Here is a 14819-nt window from a genome sequence, read left to right as displayed (position 1 = left end):
AGACATTTACTTTCGTTTTTAATTATAAATAAGTAGGCCAATTGAAAGAAGGATTTGTCACCCTACGCATTATGCTGTGCCGTATGTAAAACTTGGAAAGTCTAATTTAGTGCAAATACTGATAGGCAAGATTGAGGTAAGGCCTTCGCGTTTATTCTAGTTCAAATGGTTTGTCTTTCTTGAAAATAGCTGAAATAATAAGCGAAAAAATAAAGCCCATAATAATCGACATCAAAATGCCCACAAAAAAGGTAATGCCAGGCGTAGAGAATTTTTGAGTCATTTCGAGAGCAGCCTCCACTTGGGTATCATCCATACCTTTACTTTCTAGGTCATCACGTACTTTGTCTAGCATTTGTTGACGCAAGGTGGGGTCAATGAATATGTTGTAAATGTAGGTGTAAACAGAACTCAAAAAACCAGATATTGCCGACATCAACGTGCCGATTCCCAAACCTTGTCCGTAAGTCATGAATCCTTGGTTTAGGCTTCTAAATTCTTTCATGCCCATCACCATTGCTGCGATAGGAATAATCATCCCCAGCCAGCTAATGGCAGCATTGGTGCTTTGGTCTGTTAAGTACAAAATAGTGATAAAAATGATAGATCCAACGGCCGAAATAATGCCATATTTAAGGGAAATTCGGGTGGTAGTTGTTTGCGGTTCCATGAAAAGGGTAGTTTAAAGGATTAGTTAGATTGAGAATGACAGTAAAGGTAAGGATCTCAAAAAAGCGACAGAAAAATAAAGGATAAATGGCAAAAAGTAAATCTTAAAAGGATTTTTTTGACATAGCTCCTTTTGCTCAAATTACCTGTTTTTTATATTTTTCTTTTGAGTTCAAAACTTTGACCCAGATACAAACGGCGTACTTGAGGGTCGGCGGCCAATTCTTCTGGCGTACCTTGTTTTAGGATTTTTCCTTCAAAAAGCAAATAAGCACGGTCGGTGATAGAGAGGGTTTCGGATACATTGTGGTCAGTGATGAGGATTCCGATGTTTTTGTATTTTAATTTGGCCACGATTGTCTGAATATCTTCTACCGCAATGGGGTCAACCCCCGCAAAAGGCTCATCCAACAAAATAAACTTAGGGTCAACCGCCAAACAGCGGGCGATTTCGGTACGTCGGCGCTCACCACCCGAAAGTACCATACCTTTGTTTTTGCGAACATGATGGAGACTAAACTCGTCGAGGAGTTCCTCACATTTATGTTTTTGTTCGGCTTTGGAGAGAGAGGTCATTTCAAGCACCGCCATGATGTTTTCTTCGACTGTGAGCGTTCGGAATACCGATGCTTCCTGAGCTAAGTATCCCACGCCGAGTCGTGCACGTTTGTACATGGGCAGGTCAGTAATGTCTTTGTTGTCGATGTATACGTGGCCGCTGTTGGGTTTAACAAGCCCCGTCGCCATATAAAAAGAAGTGGTTTTGCCGGCGCCATTGGGGCCAAGCAAACCTACGATTTCACCTTGCCCTACTTGATAGCTCACGTGGTCGTTGACGAGGCGCGAACCGTATTTTTTAATTAAATTTTCTGTTCTAAGAATCATGGGTTGGTTTGTTTATACACTCTTACTAAAAGTGCATAAAAGCCTTTAGGCTTCAAACTTTATATCTTTCAAATACAACTGTAACGTAGTTTTGTCGCGAAACGTATTTTCTTCAATAGTATAAGCAATGGAGAAAGGTTTGCCACTTACAAGTTTTGGATAAAAATCCGCCATACCAAAGCCTACTGCCGTAAACTTCACGGCCCCTTGAGAGGTGGGCTGAAATACTTCTAGCTTCAAGTGTTTTTCTTTCATAAGGGTAGGATTACCGCTCATTCGCACGCCGTGGCTTGCAAAAACGGGCGTCATATTTCCAGGGCCGAAAGGCGCCATTTGTTTGAGAATACCGTAAAAACGAGGGTTGATAACGTTCATATCCAGCTCCATGTCAACCTCAACCAAAGGGGTGAGTTGTTCGGGCAAAATCCTTTCTCTTACGATTTGATCAAACTTAATTCGAAAAGCTTCTACATTATCGACTGGCAGAGATAAGCCTGCGGCGAAGGTATGTCCGCCAAATTGTTCTAACAAATCTGAACAAGCCTCAATAGCCTCATAAACATCAAAACCCGGTACAGAACGAGCAGAACCAGCAGCTTTGCCGTTGGAATGCGTAAGAATGACGGTAGGACGATGGAAATGCTCAATGCAACGACTCGCAACAATCCCGACAACCCCTTTGTGCCAATCTTCTTTGTACAAAACGGTACTTTTCGCCTCCAGCAACCAATGATTCTCTCTGATCATATTGAGTGCTTCGTCGGTGATGCTGGTATCGAAGTTGCGGCGGTCGCTGTTGTGTTGATTGATTTCTTGCGCAAAAGCCTCTGCTTGTTCTTTGTCGTTTGAGAGCAAGAGCCGGACGGCTTCCTTGGCATGTGCAATACGCCCAGCGGCATTGATGCGAGGTGCTAATCCAAAAACAATATTGGTGATGTCTAGCTCATTTTTGAAACCCGCAATATCAATCAGGGCGTTGAGTCCAATGCGCTGTCGTTGATTGATTTTTTTGAGTCCAAAAGTCGCTAAAACACGATTTTCGCCCGTGATATGCACAATGTCTGCGGCAATACTTACTACCAACAAGTCCAGGTAGCTTTCCAAAACGGTTTCATCTGCAAAACCCTGCTGACAAAGCCCCTGCAAAAGTTTAAAACCTACGCCGCAGCCCGTCAGCTCTTTGTAAGGATAGGGGCAATCTTCGCGTTTGGGGTCGAGTACCGCCACTGCCGCTGGAAGATTGAGGTCAGGGCGGTGGTGATCACAAATAATAAAATCAATCCCTTTTTCTCGCGCGACGGCTACTTTGTCGGCCGATTTGATGCCGCAGTCGAGTGTGACGATCAGTGTAAAACCATTTTGCTCGGCATATTCGATGCCTTGCCACGATACGCCATAGCCTTCTGAGTAGCGGTCGGGGATGTAATATTCGAGATGAGGATAAAACTGTTTGAGATAACCATAAAACAGCGCTACCGAAGTGGCACCGTCTACGTCATAGTCTCCATAAACGATGATTTTCTCCTGATTTTGAAAAGCTTGCAAAAGCCTTGTGACAGCTTTGTCCATGTCTTTCATCAAAAAAGGATCATGGAGATGACTAAGAGAAGGACGAAAAAAATCTTTGGCTTCTTCAAAAGTAGTAATGCCCCTTTGAACCAACAGACGCCCCAAAAATGGATTTACATTGATGGAGGCGGTCAGCGATTCTGCTTGAGCGATTTGTTCGGATGTCAGAGGGTGGGGGTATGTCCAGCGTTTAATATTCATATGTTGCAAAGTAACAAAAATCATCGACAGCTTTTAAATTTTCTCAGCATCTGTTATCAAATTAGTTGTAAATGACAATGGGTATTGAATTGATAATCAGTGAATTTGTATTGGGGGTATTGATGAAACTGCATTTTTAGGAATAGAAACTTTAGATTTTTTAACAACTACTTGCCCAAACAACAAAGGATTTTTACATTTGTTTTGTCATGAATCCAGACCTAAAAAAATATCTCGCTCGCTTGGCCTACCTTCGTAGTGCCTGTTCTTTTGTGCCTTAGTGTCTTCTTGTACCGTCATTTGTCGGTGATAGCTCTGATATTTTTATTGTATTTTTTTATCCAAAAATCAAATAGTAACCATGCAAAATGTATTAGTCATTGGCTTGGGTAAGGTGGGTTCATTGGTGGCTACCTTGCTGAGCAAGCAGTTTACTGTCAAAGGTTTAGATTTACGACGTCCATCTAAATCTTTGCCTTTTGAGGTCATAGAAGGCGATGTGACAGATACCGACCTTCTCAAAAAAATTTTGAAAGATTATGATGCTGTGGTGTCGTGTATGCCTTACAATCTCAATTTGCCCATTGCTCAATCGGCTCATGAATTAGGGATTCATTACTTTGATCTCACCGAAGATGTACCTACTACGGCGGCTATTCGGGAGATGTCGACCACTCACCGTGGGGTTATGGCGCCTCAGTGTGGGTTGGCACCGGGTCTGATTGGTATCGTAGGGGCTGATTTAGCAAAACGATTCGATAAACTCCGCGACATAGAATTGAGAGTAGGCGCACTGCCCCGTTATCCAAATGGATTGTTGGGATACTCTTTTACGTGGTCGCCAGCGGGGGTTATCAATGAGTATATCAACGATGCCGAAGTCATCCACAATGGCGAACGTAAAATGGTGTCGTCGCTTGACGGTATCGAAGTAATCAATATCGAAGGACAAGAATTCGAAGCTTTTAGTACGTCAGGGGGGCTAGGCACTATGTGCGAAACTTACTTAGGAAAAGTAGATACGCTTAATTACAAAACGATTCGGTATCCAGGGCACGCGAAGTTGATGCGTTTTTTACTGTATGAATTGATTATGAAAAACCGCCGAGCGCAAATTGAAGAGATTTTGACGGCTGCCAAACCTCCCGTAAAACAAGATGTGGTATATGTATATGCCGTGGTAGAAGGTTGGCAAGCAGGTAGTTTGGCTAGAGAAGAGTTTTATAGAGCCTATCACCCTCGCGAAATCGACGGCCAACATTGGCGAGCTATTTCATGGACTACTGCGGCTTCTATTGCGGCAGTGGTGGAGATGGTAGCAGCCGAAACTTTGCCCCAACAGGGTTTTATCAAACAAGAAGAAATTCCTCTTGAGGCTTTCTTAGCCACACAAAATGGAGCTTTTTTTAAGGAAGCATCCTAAACATCTAATTTCTAACGCTGGCGACATTTCAGACGTCGCCAGCGTTTTTTTGATTAAAGCTTAAAAATGGGTTTCATCACGAGCCATTTTTCACCTTCTTGGGCCATAGGCAGTGCTTGCTGATAGTTCCACATCAGATTTTCCCATTCTTGTACTTTGGGGTTGGCGGCATCGGCGGCGGCTTTGGCCTCAAACGAAAAGTCGTCGGTGGTATCCATAATCATAAATAAGCGATTGCCAATACGGTAAATCTCCATGTTGGTAATACCTGAGCTTGTGATACTTTCCGCGATTTCGGGTCGAATTTTTTCGTGGTATTTTTCGTATTCGGCAATCAGCTTTTCGTCGTCTTTGAGATCAAGTGCTAAACAATATCTTGGCATAATGCTAATAAAATAAATGAAAAAGATTACCTATTAAAGCAAAAAAAGGCGGGGCTTTACCTTGTACTTTTAAACTAAAAAAGCGCCTAAAATTTCTTTTAGACGCTTTTGTTTTAATGAATATACAAGGATTTTTATTTCCCAAAAAGACCACCAAGCAGGCCACCCAAGCCACCACCTGAGCTACTGTTGTTGCCGCTACCACCGAGGAGACTCCCCCCGATTCTCATCACGTCATTCATGTCGAGCTTGCCATCGGCCAAAGCGTACCCAATTTGATTAAAATCGAAGCCGCCTTGCTGTTGGGCTTGCTGGGCCTGACCACCCAATAAAGAACCCATGATTCCTCCAAAATCCATGCTATTGTCGTTAGGGTTGCTTACTTTAGAAATGAGTGAAGTCAACACCCCTGGAAGTACCTGAGAGATAATACCCGCCGCTGCGCTATTTGATAAGCCAAATTTCTCCATTAAGCTACCAATAGCATTTTGAGCAATACCCGATACAATAGGATTTCCCATTAAGTTATTGCCTGTGCCGCTTTGCCCTGACAAGAGACCCATGAGGCCACTTACATTGCCTTCTTGAGCTTGGTTTTGTAACCCACCTACTACCGAACTGAAGATTGTTTGCATCGCGTCGCTGTTGAATTGGTTGGGGATGGCAGGGTTTTTTACGATAGCATCTTGAGAGTTGTCTTGGATAAGACCCATTAATTGCTCTAGCATTGTCTTGAAAATGTTTTAAGTTTGGTTCAAATTTAGAAAAATAACAAAATGGAAAGCAATCAAATTGAGAATCAATCGGATTCTAATTCGAGTGACATCGGCATTGAGACGGAGTGGATTTCAAAAGTCACTCCTTTTTTAGAAAATTTGTACTATCCAAGCGAATCGGATGAGCCCATCGAATGGATACAATTTAAAGTCAATGTAGCTTCTCCTCTAACTGTGAGTGACTTGGAGTTTTTTATGGGGCTTCCACCCGAAACTTCGGTGCAGGAAATTGAACCAGAAAAATTTTGGCAGCCTGTCACTACTATTGAAGAGTGGTATGGAGAAGAAGAAAAACAACAAGTGGCACAATTTGAAAGTGTGAAAGCGTTGCTAGAAAGCCATATTCAAGCTCCCATGCAGGCTTTTAAAGTAGGACAGATAGAAATTGATGTGTATTTGGTAGGGCCTATATCAGCCAAAGAATGGGGCGGCCTGAAAACCAAAGTGGTCGAAACTTAGTAAGCTAAACAATTTTTTTACAGGTAGCTCCTTAGTTATAAGCCTCTTTAGAAAAGTGTCTCGTTATGATAAAACCACAAAGCTTATGACTTTTTGCATAAGGCACACCGCCAAGTTGTTACTAAAACAAAACATACGATGTATCAAGATACCACACTTCCAGAGATTGAAAGCGCGATGGAGCGCGCCTACCAAGCTTTTTTGAAATACCGTAACAAGTCAGCCAAAGAAAAGGCGTTGTTTATCAGAACCATTGCCGAAGAACTAGAGCTACTTGGCGATGCCGTCTTAGAAGTAGCGATGCGCGAAGCGCACTTGCCTTATGAGCGTTTGATGGGAGAAAGAGGGCGTACTTGCTTTCAGCTTCGTCACGTGGCTGATACACTTGAAGAAGGGTCATGGTTGGAAGCTACGATTGACACAGGACAGCCCGAAAGAACGCCTTTACCCAAACCTGATGTGCGTAATATGTTGGTACCGATTGGGCCAGTGGTGGTGTTTGGGGCGAGCAATTTCCCCTTTGCTTATTCGACGGCCGGCGTAGACCCCGCAGCAGCGTGGGGAGCCGGCTGCTCAGTAGTGGTAAAAGCCCATCCTGCTCACCCCGAAACCTCCGCTATGGTAGCAGAAGCTATCAAGAAGGCTATCGCTCGTACCGGAATGCCCGAAGGAGTATTTGAACACGTGTATGGGGCTAATTTTGAAGTAGGAAAGGCCTTAGTGATGCATCCTAAAACCGCCGCAGTAGGGTTTACAGGTTCTTATGGTGGGGGTAAAGCTTTATTTGATTTAGCTAATCAACGGCCCGTACCGATTCCAGTTTTCTCCGAAATGGGTAGTACCAATCCCGTATTTTTATTGCCTAATGCTCTAGCAAATGAGCCAGAAAAATATGCCAAGATGTATGCCGCCTCTATCACTGGGGGAATGGGGCAGTTTTGTACTAAGCCAGGGCTTATGATAGGAATGGAAGCCGCAGGTTTGGATAAGTTTATGGAGGTATTGACCGAGGAGATACGCCAAATACAGCCTTTGACGATGTTGCACGATGGTATTGCCAAGGCTTTCCGCACAAAACGTACCGATGTACTTTCTCAGGAAGGCGTCACTTTAGCATCAGAGACTCAATGGCCCGCCGAGGTGTATGAGGGCATTCCTTCGGTCGCTTTTACTAGCGCATTGGAGTTTGTGAGCAATCCTACCTTGCATCAAGAAGTTTTTGGGCCTTTTGCGCTGCTTGTCAAATGTCAAAATCTGACCCAAATGAATGAGGTGATAAGTCATTTGGAAGGACAGCTTACTTGCACCGTAATCGCCAATGAAATCGATTTGACGCAGGCCGAAGGTTTATTAGAAAACATAAGTCTGCTTTGCGGTCGATTGATTCTCAACGGCGTTCCGACGGGCGTAGAGGTAGGAGCCGCGATGCAGCATGGAGGGCCATTCCCAGCCAGTACCGACGGGCGTTTTGGCTCGGTAGGTGCTAGAGCCATGAAGCGTTTTGTAAGGCCATTTGCTTTCCAAAATTTCCCCAATAACCTTTTGCCAGACGAACTAAAAAACGGTAATCCGTTAAAAATTTGGCGGCTCGTTGACAATCAATGGACGAAAGACTAATAATGTCGTCTACTATTGTTTTTCAAAAGTATATTCGCCACCACCTGGCCCACTTAAACTTAATTTTTTGTCATCAAGAATAATAACATTGAAAAGTGCCCCATTGAGAGAGGACATGCATACGGCTCTGATGCGAAGTTGTGAAGGCATTAGCTCATAAGTCCCTCCTCCGCAGCCTAAAAAAGCATATTCAGCCGGAATTGTATTTTGATATCCTTCTCCAAACTCTCCATTTTTTGTAAAAGAAACAAAGACTCTTTTTGAGTCAGGCACCACGACCGAGTTGCAAGTAGTAGCGCTTGTAGGAACACAATAGGAAACAAGTTTCCAGGTTCCTACAAGCTGGTTGGAGGGTGTGTGTTCTTTACAAGCTACCAAAGAAAAAAATAACAAGAGTCCTAAGAGATTTTTCATATTGGAAAGAAAGGTTGAAAGGCGTTTGAATAGGGGAGAAATAATGTTTAATCCATAATTTTTTGTGAACAAAAATCAGCGTCTTTTAGAAAGTCTGACGAAGTGCCTATACTCATCCCATAAGACGCATCGGTGGTGTGTTTAGTTGTAAATGATTGATTGAAATCTATTGGTGTTTGTAAGAAAGCAAGAAGGCTTACTTATTTCCTAAACCGTTCAATCAATAGAACTTACCGTTCTTGATAAGTTTTGTTATCTTCATCCCGAAAGCATTGACGTGCTGATAAATCTGGGTTATTTTTGCTCAGGTTTATGAATAGGAAATCTCTAAACTGTCAAACTCTTAACCTTTATTTGAAATGATTACATTTATCGTAATTGTCGTTTTGGCCTTGTTGCTTGTATGGATGACCGTAAAAGTGGTACCCCAACAAACGGCTTTTGTTGTAGAACGACTCGGAAAATTTTATGGTGTCTTGCAGCCGGGTATCAACTGGGTAATTCCCTTTTTTGACCGGATTGCTTATAAACATAGTTTGAAAGAAAAAGCAATTGATATTCCCGAACAAATCTGTATCACTCGCGACAACGTTCAGGTGCGAGTAGATGGCGTTTTGTTTTTGCAAGTAGTTGACCCTCAACGGGCTTCTTACGGTATATCTGATTATGTTTTTGGGGTAACTCAGCTAGCTCAAACCACCATGCGTTCAGAAATAGGAAAAATTGATTTGGACAAAACTTTTGAAGAACGTACGACTGTCAACCAAGCGGTGGTACAAGCTATTGACGAAGCTGCCATAGGGTGGGGGGTGAAAATGCTGCGTTATGAAATCAAAAATATCACTCCGCCACAAAGTGTATTGCACGCTATGGAAAAGCAGATGCAGGCCGAACGGGAGCGTAGGGCGTTGATTTTGCAATCTGACGGTGAAAAAATGGCCGCCGTCAACATGGCTGAAGGACAAAAACAGAAAGTAGTATTGGAATCAGAAGCCCTCAAGACGCGTCAAATCAACGAAGCAGAGGGACAAGCAGCAGCCATTAAATCAGTAGCGGATGCTACGGCTGAGAGTATAAAAGTAGTAGCGGCGGCTATTCAAGAAAAAGGCGGTATGGACGCTGTACAGCTAAAAGTAGCGGAGCAGTTGGTGCAACAATTTGGTAATTTAGCCAAAAGCACCAATACCATGATTTTGCCGGCCAATTTCGGAGATATGTCTTCGATGATTGCGGCAGCAATGAGTGTGGTAAAGCAACAAAAGTAGGTTGTTTGTCACCGGGTATTGCTTTGGCATCAGCAGGCAAAGTGCGGTAGGCATGTAGCCTGATTGATAGTGAAAGTGCAAATGTTTAACATGTAAGTAAAATGGAAATTACGCCGACCCAAATTTGGGTAATTATCGGAACTGCAATGTTGATTGCAGAATTATTATCAGTAACGTTTGTTTTTGCGTTTTTGAGCGTAGGGGCATTTGTGACCGCTATTTTGACTTGGGTAGGCCTAACCCCTACCATCAACGCTCAACTTTTTTGTTTTTCGATTGTATCAGTTATGTCGTTATTTGCCCTGCGTAAACCTTTGAGAGGTCTTCTCAAACGGAACGATAAATCTCTTGAGTATTCCGAATATGTGGGTGATAAAGCCACCGTAGTAGAGCGGATTCCGTCGGAAGGCGAAGGTAAGGTTTTTTATCGTGGTACAGAATGGATTGCTCTGGCCGAAAATCGTCAGGATATACTTCCTGGACAGTCAGTGACAATCAAACAACTCGATGGTATTAAGCTGATAGTTGCTTCGTAAACAATTGTATTCTAAAAAAACGACGAGCCACCATTGCAATGGTGGCTCGTCGTTTTTTTAGTGAGTAAAAATAAAAATGATGTTTTATATATAAGTTTGTTTACAAACAGCTAGAGTAATTGCTTCTGCTGGTATCTTTTAGAGATGTGTAGTTTTGCTCGAAAGCGCAGTGCGGTTTTTGAAAGACTTACCCAATTTTACTCTTACTTAGCCTTATCAGTTATGCTTAGACCTCTTCCTCAAATCCGTTGGTATCGCATTATCCCTATTGCTTTTATTACCTATAGCCTTGCTTATCTCGACAGAGCTAATTTTGGGTTTGCGGCAGCAGGCGGAATGAACGAAGACCTTCACATCTCCAAAGCAACTACCTCTTTACTTAGTTCTCTATTTTTTTTAGGATATTTCTTTTTTCAAATTCCCGGAGCGCACTATGCTTCACACAAGAGTGCAAAAAAACTAATTTTCGTTTCTCTGATTTTGTGGGGAAGCTTGGCCGCCGCTACAGGCATGGTAAGCAATGTGCCTTCGTTGATAGTGATTCGGTTTATGCTTGGCGTAGTGGAAAGCGCCGTGATGCCTTCCATGCTTATTTTATTGAGTCAGTGGTTTACGAAAGAGGAGCGTTCGCGAGCCAATACTTTTTTAATCTTGGGCAATCCCGTTACGGTTTTGTGGATGTCGGTATTGTCGGGGTATCTTATTGAGTCTTTAGGCTGGCGATGGATGTTTATCATTCAAGGAGTACCGGGTATCATTTGGGCTTTTGTATGGTGGAAAATGATTGCCGAAACCCCACGCGAAGCCACTTGGCTTTCGGAGGAAGAGAAAGTAGCCATCGAACAGCGTTTACAAAAAGAACAAGAATCCATCAAACCAGTCAAAAATTATGGACAAGCTTTTCGTTCCAAAGCCGTTATTCTTTTATGTGTTCATTATTTTTTATGGAGTTTGGGGGTATATGGATTTGTGATGTGGCTACCTTCTATCATTAAGTCAAGGCAAGATATGGACATCATTACCACGGGCTGGCTGTCGGCAGTGCCTTATATTTTGGCGATTGTAGGGATGTTTGGCGCTTCTTACTATTCTGACAAAACCCAAAATCGTAAACTCTTTATCTGGCCTTTTTTGCTGATAGCAGCGGTATCTTTTGTGGGGGCTTACGCGATGAAAGGTGAGTTTTTCTGGCTTTCTTATGCTTTGTTGGTGTTGGCAGGAGGCGCTTTGTATGCTCCTTATGGGCCGTTTTTTGCCCTTCTGACGGAGCTTTTGCCCAAAAATGTCGTAGGAGGTGCTATCGGGTTAGTCAATAGCATGGGAGCTTTAGGGTCTTTTGTGGGGGCGTATTTGGTAGGCTATCTCAACGGGCTTACAGGCTCTTTTTATGCTTCTTATATTTTGTTAGCTTTTGCGGTGTTGGTAGCTAGTTTATTGACTTTGGTGGTAAGCAAGCCACGGCAGTTAGGGTAGTGTTGCAAAGTACTATTTTGACCCTTCATTATAGAAAGGCCAAAATAGATAAAGGGCAAGGCAGATTTATTCGTTCCTGAGCACTTTGGCGGGATTGGTACGGGCGGCCTTGAGGGTTTGTGAGCCAATAAGCAGGGAAGCAAGTGCTACTACCATGACAAAACCTGTCATTAATTCACCCAAACCAATAGGCTGATGATAGGCAAACTTGACCAAGACTATTTTATCAAACAAGAAGTAGGTAAGTGGCAAAGCAATGACCGCTGAAAGTATCAACAGCGCAATAAAACTCTTGCTTAAAAAGTAAATCAAAGAGGATTCGTTGGCACCCATTACCTTTCGAATGCTAATTTCTTTAAGCTTGGTTTCTGTCATAAACACTACCATTCCAAAAAGTCCCATCGATGCAATAACGACTGCCAAAAAAGCCAAAAAGCCAATTACCTTTACCATGACCGAAAATTGCTGATAGGCTTCTTGGATTTGATCATCATAAAAGCGTGCTTCTAAGGGGTGAATTTTGTCGATTCGTTTCCAGGCTTCCTCAATCCGACTCATCGTAGAAGGTAAGTCTTCAGCATTGATTTTGAGATTGAGATAGCCCCCCGATTCTTCGGGTGAGTAGTGCATCACGAAAGGTTCAATTTTGCGCTCTACCGTACCATAGTGGAAATCTTTGAGGACGCCTACAATGGTGTATTTTTTACCATCCAAGGTTTTGATTTGCTCTCCTAAAGCCTTTGAAGGGTTTTGAGGGGTGATATCAAAACGTTTGAGAAGTTGTTGATTTACGATGATTTCGGTGCTATTGTTTTCGTGGGTATGAGGCGTAAAATTTCGACCTGCTAGTAATCGATGTCCATGAAGAGGTAAATAGTTTTCATCCACAAAATTGAGCGCCACATTGGAAGAATCGGTAGGGTTTTGATATTTAATTATCGTGCCATAAATACTCCCTAAACTCGTCACAAGCCGCGAAGTAGCAATGCCTTTCACGGCCGGAATTTCTGCCAATTCTTTCCGTAACAATTCACTTTTGTTACCTTGTAGTTTGATATTCAGGATGTTTTGGGTAGAAAATCCCAAGTCAAATACTAAAAAGCTTTTGTATTGATGATAACCTATGACAGTAGTTGTGATAAAAATCAACGACAGCGTGTATTGAACTACAATGAGGCTCTTGCGCAAATTGACTCGGCGGAAAAGTTGAATTGAAGAGGTTCCTTTCAAAACTTGTAGAGCTTTGAGTCGTGAAAAAAACAACGCTGGCAAAAAACCGGCAACGATGCCCACACTCATTGAAAAAACAATAAAATACCCAATAAGTTTGAATGAAATTCTGAGGGATACGAGGTTGTCTATGTGAGGATTCAACGATAAAAATTGCTCCCTTAATGCCAAAAAGAGTAAAAAAGAAAACACCAAAGCAAGCAGTGAAATAATAACTGACTCAATAATAAATTGCCCTAAAACCTGATTTCTTAAAGCTCCCATGACTTTGCGTACACCTACTTCGCGCGAGCGACGTAGCGAACGTGCAATCGACAGATTGGTATAATTGAAACAGGCCGACAAAATGACTATCATTACAAGGCCTCCTAGTACCCAAATCGCAACCTGATGAATCGTAGGGCCGATAGAGTTTTCCAGATTATTGCCTACTACGATTTTACTCAAAGGCTGGGCTGATAGCAAAATTTGTAAGTCTTTTAGGGATTTGTTTTGGGTGGTGCAGAGTTTATTTAGGTTGGTTTGTAAAGTCTGTGGATGACCGTTTTCTGGAAGTAACACATAGGCATAATTTGAATAAACATTATCCCAATTCAAAAAATGACCATCGGAATCAGCATTTCTCAAATCTATACTCGCAAACGATACCAACGCATCAAAGCGAAGGTGGGAGAGCTTAGGTATATCTTCCATAATACCTGTGATGGTATAATTAGTGGTATCGAAGCGAATACTTTTGCCCAAAACATCGCTATGACCAAAGAGCTTATGAGCGGTTTTTTCGGGCAATATTATTGAGTAAGGATTACGTAAAGCTGTGGTAGGATTGCCTGCCCGTAACGTAAATGAAAATACTTTAAAAAATGAAGAATCAGCCCACAAACCTCCTATTGGTACAATGCTCTCGCCGACTTGGGCGTCGCCACCGAAGCCCCGTCGTAAGAGCGTCACACTCTCAATGTTGGGAAAAGATTCTTTGATTTTTTTGCCTGCCAATACTGAGCTTGAAGCCAATTCTATTTCAGCACTTCCTTTGGGCTGTAGAGTGGTGATGATGCGATAAATCCGGGATTTTTTCGCATGAAAATCATCATAAGAGAGCAAATCACTCAAAAGTGCAATCATCAAAAGTCCTACCGACATACTGATGGCAAGGCCGACTACATTGATGAAAGAAAAAAGTTTGGTTCTAACCAAACTACGGAGCGAGGTTTTAAAATAGCTGTTAATCATGATATAATGGATAAATAAAAGGTGAAATTCAGGAACACGTAATGTATAAGAGCGAATGAATTTGAGGACATCTATCCAATAAATAAAACGGGCGTACCAAAGCCCGTGCTTGCGTAAATTGCGCTCAAAAAACTCATTGAGGTCGCCTTGTAAGTCTTCGGCGAGTTCGGGGCGGCAATACCACGAAAGGAGCTTTTGCGCCCAGCGAGGTGGGTGGGGCGGTTGAGAGTGGGTCATAATGCTCCTCCTAAATGAAGGTCAGGAATAACTCGCCAAAGCCCTTCTCTGATGTCGCGGGCATGGGTAAGTGCGATTTTTCCAACTTGTGTTACTTCATAATAACGTTTACGTTTGCCGCCGCGTGTATTGGTGGCTTCTCCTAAGTAGCTCTTTGCTAAGCCTTTCTCTTCTAGTCGGTTGAGTACGGCATGAACCACCCCAAGTTTGGTAGTGCGTCCAGTATGTTTTTCTAATTCATCACAAATCGCCACGCTGTATGCTTCGCTGCTAAGGGCTGCGATAGTCAATAAAACCAACTCTTCAAACTCGCCTAAATGCGTTCCTTTCATAAAATAGGTGTATTTATTCAGTAAATGTATGTAAAATAAAGGTTATATATTCATTATTTGTATGTAAAATATTTTTTGAAACTTTAATTTCTATAATAAATTTCTACTGCTAGATTT

Annotated in this window: 14 protein-coding genes; 6 read left to right on the top strand and 8 right to left on the bottom strand. The window is 42.5% G+C overall.

The features are described from left to right. Positions 1–151: 151 nt before the first annotated feature. The 3 genes from G563_RS0118945 to recJ all read right to left on the bottom strand — a co-directional run bounded on the left by G563_RS0118945 (position 152) and on the right by recJ (position 3324). Positions 152–670 carry a DUF4199 domain-containing protein gene (locus G563_RS0118945; protein WP_028666685.1) on the bottom strand — a complete coding sequence of 173 codons (519 nt, stop codon included), beginning with the start codon at positions 668–670 and terminating at the stop codon, positions 152–154. A gap of 152 nt (positions 671–822) precedes the next feature. Beyond that, positions 823–1554 carry an LPS export ABC transporter ATP-binding protein gene (gene lptB / locus G563_RS0118940; RefSeq protein WP_028666684.1) on the bottom strand — a complete coding sequence of 244 codons (732 nt, stop codon included), beginning with the start codon at positions 1552–1554 and terminating at the stop codon, positions 823–825. A 45-nt stretch (positions 1555–1599) separates the two neighbouring features. Beyond that, positions 1600–3324, bottom strand: a complete 1725-nt coding sequence (gene recJ, locus G563_RS0118935; RefSeq protein WP_028666683.1) for a single-stranded-DNA-specific exonuclease RecJ — start codon at positions 3322–3324, stop codon at positions 1600–1602. Positions 3325–3685: 361 nt separating this feature from the next. On the opposite strand from recJ, the gene G563_RS0118930 reads away from it, so the two are divergent. Next, positions 3686–4747, top strand: a complete 1062-nt coding sequence (locus G563_RS0118930; protein WP_028666682.1) for a saccharopine dehydrogenase C-terminal domain-containing protein — start codon at positions 3686–3688, stop codon at positions 4745–4747. A gap of 53 nt (positions 4748–4800) precedes the next feature. On the opposite strand, the gene G563_RS0118925 is transcribed toward G563_RS0118930, so the two are convergent. Together G563_RS0118925 and G563_RS0118920 are read right to left on the bottom strand one after the other, a co-directional pair. Then, positions 4801–5130, bottom strand: a complete 330-nt coding sequence (locus G563_RS0118925) for an L-rhamnose mutarotase (protein ID WP_028666681.1) — start codon at positions 5128–5130, stop codon at positions 4801–4803. Positions 5131–5264: 134 nt separating this feature from the next. Then, a complete protein-coding gene (locus G563_RS0118920) occupies positions 5265–5858 on the bottom strand; it encodes a hypothetical protein (protein WP_028666680.1) in 594 nt (197 codons plus the stop codon). Between the two features lie 48 nt (positions 5859–5906). Here G563_RS0118920 and G563_RS0118915 point away from each other — a divergent pair, with 48 nt between their 5' ends. Beyond that, on the top strand, positions 5907–6365 hold the full coding sequence (locus G563_RS0118915) for a nuclease A inhibitor family protein (protein ID WP_051211073.1): 459 nt from the start codon (positions 5907–5909) through the stop codon (positions 6363–6365). A gap of 93 nt (positions 6366–6458) precedes the next feature. Next, a complete protein-coding gene (locus G563_RS0118910; RefSeq protein ID WP_262506123.1) occupies positions 6459–7982 on the top strand; it encodes an aldehyde dehydrogenase (NADP(+)) in 1524 nt (507 codons plus the stop codon). A gap of 12 nt (positions 7983–7994) precedes the next feature. Here G563_RS0118910 and G563_RS0118905 read toward each other — a convergent pair whose 3' ends face one another. Next, a complete protein-coding gene (locus tag G563_RS0118905) occupies positions 7995–8396 on the bottom strand; it encodes a hypothetical protein (RefSeq protein ID WP_028666677.1) in 402 nt (133 codons plus the stop codon). Positions 8397–8755: 359 nt separating this feature from the next. Here G563_RS0118905 and G563_RS0118900 point away from each other — a divergent pair, with 359 nt between their 5' ends. The 3 genes from G563_RS0118900 (at position 8756) to G563_RS0118890 (ending at position 11670) form a co-directional block, all read left to right on the top strand. Continuing rightward, complete coding sequence (locus tag G563_RS0118900; protein WP_028666676.1) at positions 8756–9661, top strand: SPFH domain-containing protein; 906 nt, start codon at positions 8756–8758, stop codon at positions 9659–9661. Positions 9662–9762: 101 nt separating this feature from the next. After that, positions 9763–10197 (top strand): NfeD family protein, encoded by a 435-nt coding sequence (locus G563_RS0118895; RefSeq protein ID WP_028666675.1) that lies wholly within the window; start codon positions 9763–9765, stop codon positions 10195–10197. Between the two features lie 222 nt (positions 10198–10419). Further along, positions 10420–11670, top strand: coding sequence for an MFS transporter (locus tag G563_RS0118890; RefSeq protein WP_028666674.1), 1251 nt, complete (start codon positions 10420–10422; stop codon positions 11668–11670). Positions 11671–11736: 66 nt separating this feature from the next. Here G563_RS0118890 and G563_RS0118885 read toward each other — a convergent pair whose 3' ends face one another. Next, on the bottom strand, positions 11737–14370 hold the full coding sequence (locus G563_RS0118885; RefSeq protein ID WP_229598534.1) for an ABC transporter permease: 2634 nt from the start codon (positions 14368–14370) through the stop codon (positions 11737–11739). Next, positions 14367–14702 (bottom strand): PadR family transcriptional regulator, encoded by a 336-nt coding sequence (locus G563_RS0118880; protein WP_028666672.1) that lies wholly within the window; start codon positions 14700–14702, stop codon positions 14367–14369. Before G563_RS0118880 ends, G563_RS0118885 begins: the two co-directional genes overlap by 4 nt. Positions 14703–14819: the final 117 nt, after the last annotated feature.

The organism is Runella zeae DSM 19591 (assembly GCF_000423565.1).
Taxonomy (GTDB): Bacteria; Bacteroidota; Bacteroidia; order Cytophagales; family Spirosomataceae; genus Runella; species Runella zeae.
This window is presented reverse-complemented; position numbering and strand designations above follow the sequence as displayed.